Consider the following 18,817-nt stretch of genomic DNA (forward strand, 5'->3'; position numbering starts at 1 on the left):
GGTGGGGGTAAGAGACACTACCTGCAATTCGGTTTTTGTGTGAAACTCGGATATTACTGTTGAAGACTGTTTCAGACAAATTTACATATTCACGACACAGCAAGGGTAGATGTATGGAGTTGTCAAAAAAGGTCTTTTCACTGGTGTTTTTCATTGCCATTTTGGTGGTTACTTATTGGGCAGGCAAACAGAGTTCAGAACAATTCATTCCATTAGTGGATAAAACAAAAAATGCATCCAATAAAATTTCAAAGCCGTCAACGGAAAGGCTGCCAACGAATGTTGTCATTGATCTTGTAAAAGTTCAAGATTTTCATGAACAGCTGAATGTACTTGGGAGTGGTCAAGCATTTGCTGCGGTGGAGTTGATCCCTTGGTCATCAGGTGTTGTTGATAAGTTTTTTGTATCAGCTGGTACAAAAGTACAGGAGGGTGATGTGATTGCAAAGCTTGATTCTAAAAAGGAAGAAATAGCGGCTGCAAAAGCAAAAATGCAACATGATAATAGTGCGTTAACTCTTTCACGTATTCTTAAATTACGTGCTAGCAATACAGCCACAGAGGTTCAAGAAATTGCTGCGCGTTTAGAATTGGATAACGCAAATTTGGTTTTACGTAATGCTGAGTTAGACCTCGATCGGCGAACAATTCGTGCACCGATTAGCGGAGTTGTTGGTATTCTACCCATTGGTGAGGGCACTGCTGTGACCCTTAATACGGTAATAGGTCGTATTGAGAATAGAGATCGTATTTTGGTCGATATATGGGTTCCTGAACGATATGTGTCACGAATACATAAAGGAGATGAAGTGACTGCAACACTAACGGCGCAGCCGAATAAGACTTTTATTGGTCATATTTATGCGATTGATAATGTGGTTGATTCAAAAACCCGCACACTTCACGTTCAAGTTGAAATTAAGAATGAAAAAGATACTCTTATGTCTGGTATGTCTTTTTCTGTTGCATTGCAATTTTCTGGTGATTCTCTCCCTATCATTAATCCTCTTGCAGTTCAATGGAACAGCAGAGGATCGTTTGTTTGGCGTGTAAGAGAGGGTAAGGTAGAGCCTGTTCCAGTATCAATTATTCAGCATAAAGCAGATCAGGTAGTTGTGAAAGCACCTCTAGAAAATGGTGATCAAGTTGTCATACAGGGAGTACAGATGCTTCATCCAGGAAGTAGGGTTACTTTTGATGATCCAAAATCCATCAATAGCAATGATTAGCACTTCGTGAGCAGGATGTACAATGAATCAGGAATTTAGCACGAAACAGCCTAGAGCACAGGTGGAGCAAGGTGGTATAATCACCTTATTTATTCGCAGGCCAGTTTTTACCTTTGTTTTGAATGCCATAATCGTAATTGCGGGGTTTGCTGCGTGGCTGAACGTTGATGTACGTGAACTTCCGGATGTTGATACTCCAGTGACAACAATTGTGACAGCTTTTGCTGGAGCATCCGCGGAAACAATTGATCGTGAAGTTACGAAAATTATAGAGGACGCCGTTTCTCGTGTTTCAGGTGTTAAAACAATTTCTTCAACTTCTTCTTTTGGTCGTTCACGTGTGGAGCTTCATTTTAATGTCGGTGTTGATTTAAATGTTGCAGCATCTGACATTCGTGATGCTCTTTCTCGTATTGCTTATTCTTTACCAAAAAATGCGGATTCACCTCTGATCATTAAAGCAGATTCTAACGCTGCTGCGATGATGTATTTGGTTGTAACTTCATCAACGATGAATATTGATGATTTAACAATGGTTGTAGACGATCAAATTGTTGATGCACTTTCTGCCGTTGATGGTGTTGGTGATGTACAGGTTGATAGTGCGCGCACGAAGATTTTTCAAATTGATGTTGATCAAACAAGGCTTGCGAGCTATGGTTTGACCGTGGCGGATATTTCACGTGTTCTTGCTGATATGACAACGGATGTTCCGGTGGGGTCATTGCGCAATTCTAAGCAAGCTTTAATTGTCCGTGCTACTGCGCGTTTAAAAACACCAGAAGCTTTTGAACAAGTTGTTTTAAAACCTCATGTGCGTCTTGGTGATGTTGCGCATGTTACTTTGTCACCTGATGTAGAAACAGTTATTCTTCGTATCAACGGGAAGACAGGAATTGGGTTGGGGATTGTGCGTAAAGCGCAATCTAATACTCTTAATATTTCTCAGGGCATTCGAACGGTTGTCGATCATCTCAAAAGTGTTATTCCTTCTTCTGTGCATATAAGCATTATTAGTGATGATGCACTTTTTATTAAGAGTGCACTTCATGAAGTTGAGGTTGCATTGGTTATTGCTGTTCTCAGTGTTATCTTGATTATTTTTCTTTTTCTGAGAGATTTTCGTATAACGCTCATTCCCGCCTTATCTATTCCTGTGGCTTTAATTGGTACAATTGCTGCCATTTACCTTGTAGGATTTTCGTTGAATATTCTTACATTTTTAGGACTTGTTTTGGCAACGGGGCTTGTGGTAGATGACGCGATTGTTGTTCTTGAAAATATTGTTCGATGGCGCAATATGGGGTTAGGTCCTCGGGCGGCGGCGGTGCTCGGAACACGAGAAGTGTTTTTTGCCGTTTTAGCAACAACATTGACTTTAGTCGCTGTTTTTGTACCTATTTCTTTTCTTCCTGGGCAAGTTGGAGGACTTTTTAGAGAATTTGGTTTTGTGTTGGCAATTTCTATTCTTCTTTCTTCGATTGTTGCTTTAACACTTTGTCCTATGTTGGCCTCACGCTTTCTTAAGGAATATGCTGAGAGTAATGAGGAAGGGGCGCGTCATTTTACTTTTTTGTATAAATTGGGCTCTTTTTTTAGCAAGGGGTATGCGTATAGTCTGCATAAATGTTTGGGAAGACCTTGGACCGTTGTCTTTGCTTCGCTTGTTTTTGCTGGTCTTTGTGTTGAGGGCTATATGAAGTTGCAACAAGAATTGACGCCTGCAGAAGATAGAGCCTTTATCTTTTTGGTTATTAATGGACCACAGGGTATTTCGACACAATATTTGAATGAGCAGGTAGAGCAAATTGAGACGAGTTTACAACCTTTACGTGATTCTGGAGAGATTGTTAACAGTTACTCTATCGCCGGCGTTGGTGGTTCACCCAATACCGCTTTTTTGATTTTGTTGCTTTCATCTTGGGATAAGCGTTTGCGGAGTCAACAAGAGATCGTGGAAGATGTTAATGCAAAGGTTAGACGGTTTCCAGCAGTTTTTGTGTTTGCTGTGCAGGGAAATTCTTTAGGTGTTAGAGGAACCGGTCAAGGATTACAGTTTGCAATTCTTGGAAATGATTATACAAAATTACAGCCAATTGCTGATAAGCTTGTGAGTGCTTTGCGAGCTGACCCGCATTTTATTGGCCCACGGCTTACTGTTGATGCAACGCAACCACAATTTTTTATTGAAATTAATCGAGAAAAAGCCTCTGATTTAGGAATTGATATCACCAATTTGGGCAATACATTACAAGCAATGTTGGATGGGAAAAAAATTGGTTCTGTTTATGTGGATGACCATGCTTATGATGTTAAACTAACATCGCGTAAGAATCCTATTAATAATCCTCATGATTTGGAAAATATTTTTTTAAAAACCAAAGGCGATCAATATGTTCCTTTATCGGTTATTGCGTACTTGCATGAAAAAGCCATTGCGCCTCAATTAAAACGAGAGAAACGCATGAGTGCCATTGTTTTAAGCGCAAATCTTGCTCCAGGTGTCGTTTTAGGGAGCGCTTATCAGACTGTGCAGAAAATCGCTGCTCCTTTGTTGTCAGAGGGAAATTATATTGTTCCTTTGGGGGAAGCCGCTACACTTGGTGAAACATCTTCCAATTTTATGATTGTTTTTGGAATGGCCTTTGTGATTATTCTATTGGTTTTGGCTGCACAATTTGAAAGTTTTGTTTCAGGATTTATTATTATGGCTACTGTCCCATTAGCGGTTGGTTGTGCTATAATTTCTATGCTTTTAAGTGGAGTAAGTCTTAATATTTACAGTCAAATTGGTTTAATTTTGTTGGTTGGGGTTATGGCTAAAAATGGTATTCTTATTGTTGAATTTGCAGACCAGTTACGTGATCAAGGTAAAAGCGTGCGTGAAGCTATAGAAAAAGCAGCAAATATTCGTCTTCGTCCAGTTTGTATGACAATGATTTGTGCTATCTTAGGGGGGATTCCTTTGGTTTTAGCCAAAGGTGCTGGTGCAGAAGCACGTATAGCTTTAGGTTGGGTTATCGTTGGTGGTTTGGGTTTAGCAACTATTTTTACGCTTTATGTCACACCGGTTGTTTATCTCTTTCTTGGTCGTTTTGTGAGACCAAAATCAGAAGAAGCTACACGCTTAATAAGAGAACTCAGCTAAGCTGAATGATTTATCTGGTAGGAAATATTTGATAATTTTTTTATTTTCGTTTTAAAAATGTCGTTTTCAGGTCTTACCTTTGCACTTTTTCCACCATTTCATTGGGTGTATGAAGAGTACAAATTAGTTGCAATAAAGGAGAAATTCTCTGTTTTATTATTGTTTGTGTGTAGATTTAATTGTTAATAACCATGTGGTATAAGTTCATGGGAGATAGTTTATCAATTCGAAATGAAAAAGCTTTTGAGGAAGCTTTGCAAGCTTTAAGAAGGCACGCCACAAAGGATGGCGTTTATGATATTCGTCGACATTTCGTAGAGGATGAACAGCGTTTTTCCCATTTTTCTTTAAGGCTTGATGATCTCCTTTTCGATTTTTCGAAGTGTGGTATAACATTTAAAACCTTGCAACTTCTAGATGATTTGGCTGTTGCAGCGAATGTGCTAGGTAGGCGTGAGGCAATGTTTTCTGGTAAAGCCATTAACACAACGGAGAAGCGTTCAGTTCTTCATATTGCATTACGTATGCCTACTGACGAAGTTTTCATGTTGGATGGTCATGATCTTGTTCGGGATATTCAGGATGTTCTTGCTCATATGGAAAGATTTTCTGAAATGGTGCGCGATGGCAGCTATAAGGGGAACACCGGTGAGAAGATAATCAATATTGTGAACATTGGTATTGGGGGCTCTGATCTTGGACCTGCAATGGTCACACATGCTTTAAAACCTTATCATGATGGTCCGCATTGCCATTTTGTTTCTAATGCTGACACTGCTCATATTTCTGATACTCTCTCTGTTTTGAATCCGGCAACAACGCTGTTTATTATTGCCTCTAAAACTTTTACGACGGTTGAAACAATTGCAAATGCTCAAGTTGCACGTCAATGGATTATTTCACATTTAGGGGAAGAAGCTGTTTGCAGGCATTTTGTTGCTGTTTCAAGTGCGCTTGATAAGGTAGCAGAATTTGGCATAGATTCTTCAAGAATCTTTAAATTTTGGGATTGGGTTGGAGGGCGTTATTCGATTTGGTCGGCCATTGGTCTTGTTGTAATGTTAGCAATAGGCGGTCAGAATTTTCGCCAGTTTCTCAACGGTGCTCAGCAGATGGATCGACATTTTAAGATTGCACCCTTGCATAAAAATATTCCTATTCGATTTGCGCTTTTAGGGTTTTGGCATCGTGTTGTTTGTGGTTATGCATCACGTGCTATTATTCCTTATGCACAGCGTTTAGCGCGCTTTCCAGCTTATTTGCAACAACTTGATATGGAATCAAATGGTAAGCAGGTTTCTTTGGATGGAAAAACGTTAAATTTTTCAAGTGGTCCGGTTGTTTGGGGTGATTCAGGGACAAACGGGCAACATGCTTTTTTTCAGCTTTTGCATCAAGGAACAGATGTTATTCCTGTGGAATTTATTTTATTTATAAAAGGGCATGAGCAAGATTTACATCCTATGTATGATATATTGGTAGCAAACTGTTTAGCGCAATCAAAAGCCTTGATGAAGGGACGTAGTGTTGAAGATGTTCGGCGTATTCTCGTAAAAAGTGGAATTGATGTGCATGAGACAGAGAAACTAGCACTTCATAAAAGTTTTGAGGGAAATCGTCCCAGTATTATGCTAGTTCAGGATTTATTGACACCTTTTACGCTCGGCCGTCTCATTGCACTTTATGAGCATCGTATTTTTGTCGAAGGTATTTTGATGAATATTAATTCATTTGATCAATGGGGCGTTGAATTTGGTAAAGAATTAGCAAATGAATTGTTACCAATTCTGCGTGGAGAAAACAAAGCGAATAATCGCGATAGCTCCACATTAGGGTTGTTGGCATATATTCAGACAAGACGTGAAGAATAAAGATATTTTAATGAATGCTTACTTTAAGCTGATACTTTGGCGGAGAGAGAGGGATTTGAACCCCCGATAGAGTTGCCCCTATGCCGCATTTCGAGTGCGGTGCTTTCAACCACTCAGCCATCTCTCCACATAAAAGTGCAACAAAATTTTACACTGTTTGAGTGTATGGGGGTAGATAACCTTCAATTGTTTTTAGTACAACCCCTTTTTTGCTTTTTTGTGGGACTTTATTGACAGAGAATGGAAATTCCGTCATATGTACCCAAAATACAAGCGCGGGAAATTTGCGTATATTTGTGAGAGAGAAATTCATCTCTCTTTAAATCTATTACGACTGATAAAAAGCAGCCTATTTTCCCTTATTTATAAGGCAAAATCAAATAAGAGCTGGGGTGAACGAAAGGATAAAAAATGTTCGCAGTCATTAAAACTGGTGGTAAGCAATACCATGTTGTTGCTAACCAGGTGGTGAAAGTTGAAAAAGTTATTGGTAATGCCGGTGATGTTGTTGAATTCAATGATATATTGATGGTTGGGCAAGAGGATAATGCGATTATTGGTGCACCCGTTGTTGCCGATGCTTTGGTTACGGCTGAGATTATAAAGCAGGCACGTGCGCGTAAGGTTATCTCATTTAAGAAGCGCCGTCGTCAAAATTCGAAATGCACTCGTGGTCATCGTCAAGAAGTGACAATACTTCGTATTTTAGAAATTTTAACAGGTGGTTTAAAGCCTAAAAGAGCAGTTGCAAAGCCAATTAAAGAGGAAGCAGCTGTATTAAAAGAAACGACAAAGAAAACAAAAGCAACTGTTTCTATTAAAAAAACTGCAAAAAAACCTTCTGAAAAAAAGTCCGCAACACAAAAGAAAGCGGCTGAAATTTCGAATAGTAAAGAAGATTAAAGGAGAACGTTCATGGCACATAAAAAAGCTGGTGGTTCCTCGCGTAATGGTCGCGATTCAGAATCGAAACGTCTTGGCGTTAAAAAATTTGGTGGTGAAACCGTTATCGCTGGAAATATTATTATTCGCCAGCGTGGGACGCGCTGGCATCCTGGTGACAATGTCGGCATTGGAAAAGACCATACCCTTTTTGCCCTGTCAAATGGAGTGGTCTCTTTTCAAAGAAAAGCGAATAACCGTTCGTACGTCTCAGTCGTTTCTATGGTGGAGGCAAAAGAGTAAGCCGTAATATTACCAATATTTTGTTAGACTTCGATTTTGAAGTTCTTTTAGCACTAGAAAGGAAAGGCAAGATGGTGTCTTTCTTTTTTTTTACTCTATGATATAATACAAAGTGGATAGTATGTGAAGGAAACTAAAAAACAAAACTAGGAGAAGTGTTTTTCTTTAAATAACAAAAAGATAGGATTTTACGTTTTTCTGTACTGAAGACATTGATGTGATGATGGAACTTTCTGGTAATCGGTTATAATATGATACAGAAAGTGTGCTTTCTCTCTGTGCGCGAAAAAGTGCCAAGCAATTTATTGTTAGAGAATTGTAGAGGAATTCAAATAGAGCATTTGCGCGGTCATGTTAGTGAAGACTAAGCCAGTTTATTGGCTACAGTGATGTTCATAATGATCATAATATTCTTTGGGCGGGGGTGGATATTTAGGCTATCCGTTTAGAAGAGAAGGAATATGTAAAAGAGGCTATAAGAGCATTGATCAAAGTTGCTTTGGGTATATGTACATTGAAAGATTTTCAGGAAATTGAGGGTGAAATTGTGCTATTAAGGGGACTTAGTCTGAAGATATCAAAATGACCTACGTGCAATCAGCTACATCAAGAGTACTTTTTGATCTATCTGTTTTTGAGCGTTATGATAAAATCTGTCAGCATGAGAGAAAAGATTGATTTAAGGTAAAAATTTTTGATTTGAGTGCCTTATTTATCTTGTTTATCGAAGTATCTAGAAATTCAGGTCATTTTTGAAGCTCTGCTTGATTATAGCTGTCGAGGATGCTGGTTGTTGGTGTATAGATTTTGCGGATGCGTAGACAGAATGCATCGTACGGTTGCGATATTTATTTGAGAAAAGGAAGCCTATCTGTAGTCAGGGTTGTGTCTTGAAGATTTTGTGTTGTGAGATATTTAGGCTGCGTAGAATCTTAAAGACGGACTGCTTGTAGCAATTTTTGATCATATAATGAATCGGAAAGGAGCAAGTGCTGGTTGCTCAGTTTTAGGAGAGTAAGTTAAGATGTTAGCTGAAATTGCAGGTGATTGGGGTATTCTGCTTTCTTATATGAGAAATAATGACAAAGCTATGTTGAATAACTTGGGATGGTGAGAGCATTTTTAAAAAGTAGCTTTTCAATTGGTTGGACAGAGCATTTATTTTTTTGAAGTAAAGAGGAAGAGTCAGGTTTGCTTATGATGGCTTTAAGTAACCCAAGTAGATGACCAATATCTAATCATTTAATGAACTACGTTAGAGTTTTAAAACGCTTCACTTAAGTTATATTCTTTAAAACAAAGGAAATTTGCGTGGCTGTTTATCTTTGTATTTTAGGAAATGCGGTTTTGAACCGAAGTTTATTAGAAACATTCATGCTCAAACGTGAGACAGTTTAAATTCATGATGAGATGTGAGGAAGTATAAGCAATGAATACAGGTTTTAATGAGATAGAAATCTTATCGATAAGATCTGTAAAACTTGCAGCTGCTTTTGATCATAAAAATGATGCGATTCACGCTGCAGCTGAATTGCTTGTGCAGATTGGCGCAGTTGACAAATGTTATTTAGCTAGCATGCTGAAACGCGAAGCAGTAACGAATACTTGGCTTGGGAATGGTATAGCAATTCCCCATGGAATGGTTGAAAATCGTGATTTGATTATCAGAGATGCTGTTGCTGTTGTACAGATTCCTGCTGGTGTTGAGTGGCGGGATGGAAATAAAGCACGTTTGGTCATTGCCATTGCAGCTTGCCCAGATCGCTATATAGAGATTTGCAAAAAATTGATGCGTCTTTTATTTAATAAAGAGCAACTTGAAGCACTTTCAACAACTGCGGACAGACAGCAGATTGTTACAACACTGTTTGGTCAAGATCAAGATACGGAGAGCGGGAGGACTTTTATTGGTGACCTTTCAGTATGTCAGGAATGGACTTTAGATTATCCAAGTGGTCTTCATGCGCGACCAGCTTCTCTTTGGGTTGACTTTGCAAAAAAAGCTCAGAGCTCTATCAGAGTTCGCCGTGGTCAATATGCCGTTGAAATGAAAAATTTGGTTGGTTTATTACAATTAGGAGCAAAAAACGGTGATGTTCTTATTTTTTCAACGGATGCTTTAGAAGGTGCGCAACTTCTTGAGGAAGCAATTTCTGTTGTGAAAAAAGTGAGCATAAGTGAAAAATGTGTGATAAGAGAAATGGAAGCTCAAACCAAGACTTTTCATAGTTGGTATCCGCGCTCGGGGCAAAGAGGCCTTTCTGGTATTGGGGTAAGTCCAGGGTTAGCTCTTGGTAAGATTTTCGTTTTAAGGCAGAATGACATTTCCATAACGGACCAGCCAACTGGTTTTGTAGCGGGCACGGTATGTCTTGAAAATGCTCTTACAAAAACAAAACATAAAATGGCATCAATTATTGATGATATCACAGCGCGTATGGGGGCGGATTCTGCTGCGATTTTTTCTGCGCAAATGGTTTTGCTTGAAGATGAAAATCTGATAGCTCAAGCTTGTCGTTTTATGGCAGAAGGTCATGGTGTGGCTTGGTCTTGGGATAGAGCAGTTCGGCAGTTTGCAGATATGCTTTCTAAGGTAGATAATCCTTTATTAGCAGCACGTGCTGTTAATTTAGTTGATGTTGGTCGTCGTGTTCTAGGCGAAATCAATCCATCGTATAGATCATTCTTTTTAAATGATATCCCACCTGAGGTTATTCTTGTTACAGATGATTTATCTCCTTCTGATGTAGCTCAGCTTGATTGTACAAAAGTGCACGGATTAGCAACAGCATGGGGAGGGCCACTGTCTCATACAGCTATTCTAGCACGCACTCTTGGTATTCCAATGGTTGTTGCTGCGGGTGTTGATGTTTTAGCAATTGAACGTGATATTCAGGCCATCATTGATGGTGATAACGGGTTTATATATCTTCATCCTACTCTTGAAGATATGGAAGAAGCTCAAAAACAGATGAGCATTGTTGCGCAAAAGCGTGATAGTGGGGTATGCGCGTGTAGATTACCAGTGCAAACGACAGATGGTCAAAGAATTCGTATCATGGCTAATGTCAATTACGCAAATCAGGTTCCTGTTGCACTTGATTTGGGAGCCGAAGGTGTTGGACTCATGCGTACAGAGTTTTTGTTTATAGATAGTCCAAACATTCCGGATGAAGATGCACAACTTGATGTATATCGAGCGATGATTGCAGCTGTGGGAGGAGATAAGCCATTAATTATTCGTGCGCTCGATATTGGAGGGGATAAACAGGTTACACATTTACATTTATCTAAAGAGAACAATCCCTTTTTAGGTGTTCGGGGAACACGGCTTTTGCTACGTCGACGTGATCTTTTGGTTCCCCAGTTGCGTGCTCTGTATCGAGCAGCAAAAGAGGGGGGTGATCTATGGATTTTATTTCCAATGGTCATGTCTGTTTCAGAGATTTTTGCCATGAAAAAGATCGCAGAAGAAATTCAGAACGATATTGGTGCACCAAAATTGAAATTTGGTATTATGATTGAAGTTCCGGCAGCTGCTATTATGGCAGATATTTTGAGTGCTCATGTTGATTTTTTCTCGATTGGAACTAACGACTTAACTCAGTATACAATGGCTGTTGATCGACAAAATCCTCATCTTGTGTCTGAAGCTGATAGTCTTGATCCAGCGGTTTTGCGTATGATTAACTACACTATCCAGGGTGCAGCAAAACATAAATGTTGGGTTAGTGTGTGTGGCGGTATGGCTGGAGATCCTTTTGCAGCGATGATTTTGACGGGATTAGGGATTCATGAACTTTCCATGATATCTTGTGATATTTCTTCAGTAAAAGCGTGTTTGCAAGCGCATAGTTTTGAAGATATGAAAATTTTAGCAAAAAAAGCGTTACAGTGCGAAACTGCGGGAGCTGTACGTGCCCTTAGAAATGATATTTAGAAATGATATAAGGTAATGGGAAATTTTAAGAGGGGAGAGTTTGTCAATTCTGCAATTTGGTAAGCAATTAGATTATAAATTATTTTTGTTGGAATGAAGTTTATTATCCCCGTGAAGCGTGTTTAATATCGGAGATCAAGAAGGTTTATGTAGCTGCTTATGTTGCTGATTATGAGATACAATTAGTGGTAATAAATAGGTGGTGTTTTTCATGCTTTAGTTTTTGAAGAAACGTTGAGTGAAGAGGTGCGTAAACGAACGTGAAAATTGTTGATTTATGATCGTCCAATTATTGCCTTTTACAGGTCTATCCACGGAAAAAGTTACTTCTTAAAAATGAAGGATGTATTTGTTATTCAACAAGTATCCTATCTTCTTTTGGTAGATGAAGTCATTTTTTGAGTTTTGAGTGTATAGTTTAAGCTTGCAGGTTCTTTCTTTCTGGGTATAGTGCGGACTCTCTGGAGAGGTGGCCGAGTGGTTGAAGGCGCACGCCTGGAACGCGTGTATATAGGAAACTATATCGAGGGTTCGAATCCCTCTCTCTCCGCCATTGACTCTAAATGAACTTTCCTATACCTCTTGATGGCATAGTCTCAAAAACCCAGTATTTGCAGTTTTTTGCTTTTTGCAATTGACGTCCTTTCTATAAAAACACTCCGTTTTTCTCTAATTTTTCTCTTTTCTATGCCCTTTGCCTGAAAAACAACGTACTTGAAAAAGCAAAGTACAAAGTTTTTCGTCATGCTTGTGCGACGACGCCCCAAAAAAGCGCAGCTTAAATCTTGTCAGAGGTTTGATGATCATGGGTTGAGTAATTTGGAAGTTTGGCATAAAAATTGAATTGATGGTTTTATCTACCCTCTTGGGTGTTTTTATCTCTTTTTATATGCTATCAGCTATTTCTTTAATCCAAAGTATTATTTCGAAAGAACATCTTATAAATAAATACAAATGCGACAATTGATATGGTTTATGAATTTGGCGATTAAGTGGATTTATATTTGCCTATGCAGGAACAAAAGGAACCCTCCTGATAGGTAGCGTATTCTTTATTATTGCTGGTTTGTTTAACTTTGCAATGAAGGTACCTAAACCAAAGATCTGAAAGTCAAAACCAGCAAAACTGGTGGGAAATATATATCGTCACTTCGTTATTTTAAGCAGAATCCGGCTCTTTTTATGCCTTATTAAGCTAGACTGATTATTATGGTTCTTTTGACTGATTATCCCTGTTATTCTGGTTCCTTATATACAAGAGATTTTGAATGCGGATAGCAGGATCTTTGCAATATTTGAAGCGCTTTATTCAGCAGGTATCTTTACTGGTGTGCTTCTTTCACCACTTTTTTGTAAAGTTTTAATCATCAGGAAAACATCGACGTTTTATTAGCCATTATGGCTATTGGTCTTGTTATTCTGTCTATCAATACACACATTCTCATTGTTTTTTCTGTTATTTCCTGATTGGATTTGGACTTTTGAGTTGGGCTCTTTCAATTTCTTTATCACCACTCTCTTGTGATCCTGAATATCAAGGAAGATTGCAAGCGAGTTTTAATGGTATCTCTGGGTGCTTTATGCTTGGAGTCTATCTCTTTATAGCAAGAGATAGCAATGACATTTCATCTCAGTCTCTATACTTTTTTCAAAGTATCATTGCGGTTATTGGAATGTTCACTGTTTGGTTTTACAAAAATAAAAAACAATAAATTGCATTTCAATGCTGTAAACATATGTTATTCTACAAACATTTGCGATGCTTTACATTGAATATCTTGCTTTTAAAGGATAGAAAAGTAAATATCAAGGATAGAACTTTTAACGAGTAAAGCATAAATCTTATCTATTCTATAAAATGCTATTTTTTTTATCAGTGACTAAGAAGCATAATATGTCTCTTTGATTCATCTCACTCTTGTGAGAGGTCAAGAAAACAGTACCTTGAAACTTCTTAAAAGTTCTTTTTTTCATGTTTAAACAAGGCAATCGGGCAATCTCTCACCATATAAGGGGGTATTCCATTATTTGCGTTCTTAAAAATCCGTATGAATAACTGTGTTAGTCTCATATTAATTGGAAAGAGAAGCTTTGCGTCGGTGTAAGGTTTTGACAACTTCCTTTTTAAAAACTGCATCTGCTTCGCTTAAACGGTGAATACTGAGTTCCAATTCAAGAGATAAAGCCAAATCTACGCACAATTTAAGCTCTGCTCCAATGTCAAAGCCGCGTTGATAGTCGTCATAAAGACCAACAAGTGTATCCGATAATTCTTGATCGCATAAAGAGATCATGCACATTCCTCCACATTGCGGTTTTTCTTGCAGTTTTGGTATATTTAGGCATCGCTCCAATGTCATCACCAGAAATTGCCATGTATACCAACATCATGGTTTTGTCAATTTTGTACAAAGCATCAGCTGTTAAAGCAATGCATATCAGGAACTTTATCGCTCCAAGATCTTCAATCCTCCAATCATATGAATACATATGGCAATATTTTCACTGTAGGTGTTATAAGATGCATGATTGCTAATTGGCTTTTAATTTCTACGTAAGATGGATCATTTTGACGATGAACCAAACGCCCTGAGGTTTCACCATTGCCAGTTAAAGTCAAATCAATGTCATTGATATCAACTAAAGGTTCAGCCTCTGAATAGGAGGTAATGACCTCATTTTTTGCAGAATACCAATTATCTTGCCTATTTTATATTGACTTTTGGACATTGATAAGCCTTTTATCTTATGTAATTAAACACATGGGAAATGCGTTTAACACGCATTTCCTTGCAAGGGGGTTAAGCGGCGTTATCCACAGTACGGAATAAACAAGAGAAATCGTATCAGTCTTTTTTGCTGCTTTGAAAATGCGACTGTAGCTTTTGGGAGAGCAGTCGACAAAAATCTTCTTGATGGGCAAACCGATAAAATCGACACTAGCTATTCAACTTTTTCATAGGGCTGTTTCCAAATGTTTTTGACACTGGATGATAGCTTTCCGTTAAAGAATGGAGTGCGGACAACGCCAGAAATATAAAAGATTTGTTTTGGTTATCTCTAGAAAAACAGGCTTTTTATTTTGGTACAGTGCAAATAAATCGATGGCTCAGCGAGAAAACTGATAAGCTACAGCAATTCACTTTCTATGAACCAAAAAGGAAGGAGCAATATACATAAAGACGAAAAAGCACCAGGTAGAGCAGTATAGAATTCTTATTTTCGCAGCAAGATTATAAGATCGCAAATTGTGATGTTTTTTTGATGAAAGGTGCTTAATTTTGAAAATTCTATTCTCTTACTTTGTTTTATACCCCTCAACTTAAAAAGTTTCATAAAAACCATGGATTTTGCACGATAAAAAATAGGATCCCTCTGGGAGAAGGCAGAGTAGAAAATTGTATATTGGCGTGTTTTACTGGATTGTCTGATAGTTATGAATAAAGTTACAAGGATAAACAATCATTTTGTCTATTATATTTTCAATTACAAGATTTCATGGAAATGCTCTTCTTAGGATATCGCCTATAGATATGTTTCAGTTATTTTTGCAAATTTGTGAAAAATTATTTTTTATGCTCTTGTCATTCTGCTTATGCGCTTTATTTGAAAGTTAGAATTTCTCTTAATGAAGCTGTTTTTGTTAGAAGATAAACGGAGTTTTTAAAGGGGAGGTATGCGACATTTTCAAAATTGTCTATTTTATTCATTTTTTAGCTTAAATCCCTCTAGCTAAAAGTGTTGGGGACTTTTCTAGGTTTAGTGTCTTTGTAGAGATTTTAGGGTGATGCCGTAATGAATATCGGTATTACGAAGGGGGAGTTTTATCTTTATTTATCGGTTTTTTTGGTGCGCAAACAGGGGTTTTGCCGTGGGATTTTTTGCGCCTTGTGATGATATTGGACTCTGTTGGAGGAGGTTCTTATGAAAAAATTATATTCAACACAAAATTGGATTAAAGTTACCTCATTGGGAACGGCAATGGCAGCGCTCTTATCGAGTGTCTCTCCTGTTTTTGCTGCAGGTGTTTCCATAACAGAAGGATTTGTTCGAAACTCGAGTGGCACTGATGGTCCTTATCCAAAAAGGAGTTATACCAGTATTGTTTTTGCTAGTGATGATGATTACTGTGGTGTAGATAATGTTATTGGTCGTGGTGGCAGTACTCAGGGCTTTAATAATCAAATAACGGCAGAGGAACAATATAACAGATTTATCGAAGATAGAACATTTAATGGCCGCAACCCTTATGGCACAACCACTGAAAAAGTTACTTGGGTTAGAGATGGAGTCTTAAGTAACAGCAGTGGTAGTTATATGGGAACAGCCACTGTTGGTCTTCAGAGTGTTCTACTTGAGGCTTATGGTGTTTATTCTTTTGCTACCAGTTGTGGATTTTCTGCGACGGGAAACTATTCAACAGTGTTTGGTGCAGAAGCGGTGCGAAAGGCTGGTGGTGCGCAAGCTTTTAGTGTTGGCGATACTGAGAATGATATAACACGACAAATTACAGGAGTAGCAGCAGGGACCTCTGGTACCGATGCAATGAATGTGGCACCGCTAAAAGCTATGAAAGATTTGGTAGTAGGAGCTTGGCAACTTGTTGTTAACGATGAAACTCCTATAGATGTTAATGCAGGCAGTATAGTAAAATTTGTAGGTGTTAAGGCGGAGGAGGATAATGAAGATAGTAGAAATATCAAAATTACCAAAGGAAATAATAATGAGGTACAATTTGATCTAAATGATATTATCAGAGTTAAACGTGTAATAGCAGGCAAGGCGAACGTAAGTGATGTAGGTTTCGTGATTACTGGTGGCCCAAACATGACTATTGGTGGTATTAATGCCGGAAATAAGCAAATTACAGGAGTAGCAAATGGTATTCGAGAGAATGATGCAGTAAATGTTTCACAGTTGAACGAACTAAAAAATCAAATAGCAGGAGATAGTCTTGTTAATTGGGTGGAAGAGCAGAAGCTTATTACTGTTGGTGCTGAAAAAGGTGGCACGAGAATTGATATTGCAGGCAGTGAGGGAAATCGGATTATCGCCGGTGTGAAAGCAGCAGAAAACGATAATGAAGCTGTTAATAAAAAACAGCTTGATGGCCATATTGCAGATATTACTGATATTATTAACAATATTAAGACAGAAAGTGCTTTTGCGGTTCTCTATGATAAAAATGGTGATAACACCGTTAATTATAATAATGTGACTTTGGGCGGGGGTAAGAGCGATGGACCCGTTGCTCTCCTTAATGTCAAAGATGGCAAAATTACCAAAGAATCGCATGATGCAATCAATGGCAGCCAAATTAATAAGATATCTGGAGATATTGCGAAATTTTTTGGCGGCGATGCGGCATTTGAAGGTGGTGTCTTCGTGGGCCCTAGATATAATTTATCTGCAGTTTTTGCAGATGGTAATGTAGAACAAAAGGTCTTTGAAGATGTTGGCTCAGCTTTGACAGGGCTTGATGTGAATGTCAGAAGTGTGAATAGCCGTCTAACATATGTAGCCAATAGCTTTAATCAGCAAATTGAAAATTTTTCTAAAAATGCCTTAATGTGGAGCGATACTGAGAATGCCTTTGTTGCACTTCATGGATTGGGAGGAGATAAAACGGAGAGTAAGATTACCTATCTTTTGGATGGTGACATTAGTGAAGATTCAACAGATGCCATAAATGGTTCTCAGCTTTATATGATGAGCAATAAGCTTGCTGCTTATTTTGGTGGCGGTGCTAGATATGAGAATGGTCAGTGGTCGGATCCAACATTTACGCTTCACCAATGGAATTCTGATGGCAATTTTGTTGAGAAGAACTATAAGACTGTAGCGGATGCTTTTGGTGGTGTTGATACGGTTATCAAGGATATTTATAGTAAAATTGGGGATTTGCCTGGTGGGGGCGTTAAGGATCAAGATGCCTTATTGTGGAGCGAGACTGAGAATGCTTTTGTTGCGCTTCATGGGTCGGAAGGAAAGAAGACGAATAGCAAGCTGAAGTTTCTCTTAGATGGTGCCATTGAGCAAGGGTCGAGTGAAGCGATTACGGGTAATCAGCTTTATATGATGAGCAATAAGCTTGCTGCTTATTTTGGTGGCGGTGCTGGATATGAGAATGGGAAGTGGTTGGATCCAACATTTATGCTTCACCAATTGGGTCCTGATGGCAGTGTTGTTGAGAAGAGCTATAAGACTGTAGCGGATGCTTTTGGTGGTGTTGATAGCAGTTTGTCTAATCTCAATGATCGTTTGAAGGCTGTTGAACAAGGGGCATCTCCGGTACCTCCGTCTTCTGATTCTGATGTGTTACATTGGAATGAAGAGAAGGGCGGGTATGATGCGAGCCATAAGGGTCAACCTGGTAAGATTACGGAAGTAGCTGATGGTAATATTGCGCAAGGTTCGAAGGATGCAGTCAATGGTGGACAGCTTTGGGAAACCAATGAACGTCTCTCTGGTGTTGAACAAGATATTCAGCATATTTCAGACAGAGTGGACAATATTTCCAATACGATTGCTGATATTGGTGAGATGGTTAACGAAATGACTGATGGTGCTGTTAGCTATGACCGAGATGAGGATGGGAATAAAACGAATAAAATCAGTTTACAAGGTGGTAATGCTGGTGAACCTGTAGTGATTGATAATGTTGCGGATGGGAAGATAGAGAAGGGTTCGAAAGAAGCAGTGAATGGTGGTCAGTTGCATGACTATACGGAACAACAGATGAAGGTTGTTCTTGATGATGCGAAAAAATATACGGATGAACGTATCAAGAATATCACTGTTGATGCCATTAATGATGCTGTTTCTCAGGCTAAAGACTATACAGATATGAAGTTTGAGGCTTTAAATTATGGTATTGAGGGTGCCCGGAAAGAAGCGAGGCAAGCAGCGGCTATAGGTTTAGCGGTATCTAACTTACGTTACAATGATACACCTGGAAAATTAAGCATTGCATTTGGGAGCGGCTTATGGCGTAGTCAAAGTGCATTTGCCTTTGGTGCGGGTTATACATCTGAGAGTGGGGCTATTCGGTCTAATTTATCTGTCACCAGTTCTGGTGGTCATTGGGGAGTTGGTGCTGGATTAGGCTTAACACTGAATTGATAATACAAAGACAGCTATGGTAGCGCAATTCCGTTCACCTCTGCCTAAATAAGGCAGAGGTGAAGAGTTTTGATAGAATTAAAAAGGGATTATACAAATTTATTTAAGATGCATAATTATAAATCTAATTGCAAAAACTTCAAAGAATACTGGCCACTGTATAATTATCATAAATAAAAATAAATGTTCATTTGCATCTAAATTAGGATTATTAATTTTTTTCTTGCTATTTTATAGTATTTGCTATAAAGGGCTCTCACTAAAGTAAAGTCTGTGCAACAGACTATTTCCGTTTGCGGGGGGAAAAATGCCTTAATTTTAA

8 protein-coding genes and 2 tRNA genes are annotated in these 18,817 nt (G+C 38.5%); 8 read left to right on the plus strand and 2 right to left on the minus strand.

The window, feature by feature from the left end; translation table 11 throughout:
• Positions 1 to 113: 113 nt before the first annotated feature.
• From MF1_RS00620 to pgi, 3 genes are all read left to right on the plus strand, one after another.
• A complete protein-coding gene (locus MF1_RS00620; RefSeq protein ID WP_014923666.1) occupies positions 114 to 1,229 on the plus strand; it encodes an efflux RND transporter periplasmic adaptor subunit in 1,116 nt (371 codons plus the stop codon).
• 22 nt (positions 1,230 to 1,251) lie between these two features.
• Entirely contained in the window at positions 1,252 to 4,377 is a 3,126-nt protein-coding gene (locus MF1_RS00625; protein WP_161510232.1) for an efflux RND transporter permease subunit, read from the plus strand.
• 206 nt (positions 4,378 to 4,583) lie between these two features.
• The gene (gene pgi / locus MF1_RS00630; RefSeq protein ID WP_161510233.1) at positions 4,584 to 6,248 is read left to right on the plus strand and encodes a glucose-6-phosphate isomerase; all 1,665 of its coding nucleotides are present in this window, start codon (positions 4,584 to 4,586) and stop codon (positions 6,246 to 6,248) included.
• A 37-nt stretch (positions 6,249 to 6,285) separates the two neighbouring features.
• Here pgi and MF1_RS00635 read toward each other — a convergent pair.
• A tRNA-Ser gene (locus MF1_RS00635) sits at positions 6,286 to 6,375 on the minus strand.
• A gap of 284 nt (positions 6,376 to 6,659) precedes the next feature.
• On the opposite strand from MF1_RS00635, the gene rplU reads away from it, so the two are divergent.
• The 4 genes from rplU to MF1_RS00655 all read left to right on the plus strand — a co-directional run bounded on the left by rplU (position 6,660) and on the right by MF1_RS00655 (position 11,926).
• Positions 6,660 to 7,151, plus strand: coding sequence for a 50S ribosomal protein L21 (rplU, locus tag MF1_RS00640; RefSeq protein WP_161510234.1), 492 nt, complete (start codon positions 6,660 to 6,662; stop codon positions 7,149 to 7,151).
• A gap of 12 nt (positions 7,152 to 7,163) precedes the next feature.
• Positions 7,164 to 7,433, plus strand: coding sequence for a 50S ribosomal protein L27 (rpmA, locus tag MF1_RS00645; protein ID WP_014923670.1), 270 nt, complete (start codon positions 7,164 to 7,166; stop codon positions 7,431 to 7,433).
• A 1,429-nt stretch (positions 7,434 to 8,862) separates the two neighbouring features.
• Positions 8,863 to 11,373, plus strand: a complete 2,511-nt coding sequence (gene ptsP, locus MF1_RS00650; protein WP_161510235.1) for a phosphoenolpyruvate--protein phosphotransferase — start codon at positions 8,863 to 8,865, stop codon at positions 11,371 to 11,373.
• 463 nt (positions 11,374 to 11,836) lie between these two features.
• Positions 11,837 to 11,926: transfer RNA gene (locus MF1_RS00655), tRNA-Ser, on the plus strand.
• A 1,519-nt stretch (positions 11,927 to 13,445) separates the two neighbouring features.
• Here the strand turns inward: MF1_RS00655 and MF1_RS00665 are convergent.
• A complete protein-coding gene (locus MF1_RS00665; RefSeq protein ID WP_011178960.1) occupies positions 13,446 to 13,667 on the minus strand; it encodes a hypothetical protein in 222 nt (73 codons plus the stop codon).
• 1,630 nt (positions 13,668 to 15,297) lie between these two features.
• Here MF1_RS00665 and MF1_RS00670 point away from each other — a divergent pair.
• Complete coding sequence (locus MF1_RS00670) at positions 15,298 to 18,495, plus strand: Vomp family autotransporter (protein WP_161510236.1); 3,198 nt, start codon at positions 15,298 to 15,300, stop codon at positions 18,493 to 18,495.
• The last annotated feature ends 322 nt before the right edge of the window (positions 18,496 to 18,817 follow it).

It is taken from the genome of Bartonella quintana, from assembly GCF_009936175.1.
GTDB lineage: Bacteria > Pseudomonadota > Alphaproteobacteria > Rhizobiales > Rhizobiaceae > Bartonella > Bartonella quintana.

Coding starts and splice junctions, on each gene's coding strand:
- pgi (WP_161510233.1), top strand. CDS start 4,584: ATGGGAGATAGTTTATCAATTCGAAATGAAAAAGCTTTTGAGGAAGCT.
- MF1_RS00620 (WP_014923666.1), top strand. CDS start 114: ATGGAGTTGTCAAAAAAGGTCTTTTCACTGGTGTTTTTCATTGCCATT.
- MF1_RS00670 (WP_161510236.1), top strand. CDS start 15,298: ATGAAAAAATTATATTCAACACAAAATTGGATTAAAGTTACCTCATTG.
- rpmA (WP_014923670.1), top strand. CDS start 7,164: ATGGCACATAAAAAAGCTGGTGGTTCCTCGCGTAATGGTCGCGATTCA.
- rplU (WP_161510234.1), top strand. CDS start 6,660: ATGTTCGCAGTCATTAAAACTGGTGGTAAGCAATACCATGTTGTTGCT.
- MF1_RS00665 (WP_011178960.1), bottom strand. CDS start 13,667: ATGATCTCTTTATGCGATCAAGAATTATCGGATACACTTGTTGGTCTT.
- MF1_RS00625 (WP_161510232.1), top strand. CDS start 1,252: ATGAATCAGGAATTTAGCACGAAACAGCCTAGAGCACAGGTGGAGCAA.
- ptsP (WP_161510235.1), top strand. CDS start 8,863: ATGAATACAGGTTTTAATGAGATAGAAATCTTATCGATAAGATCTGTA.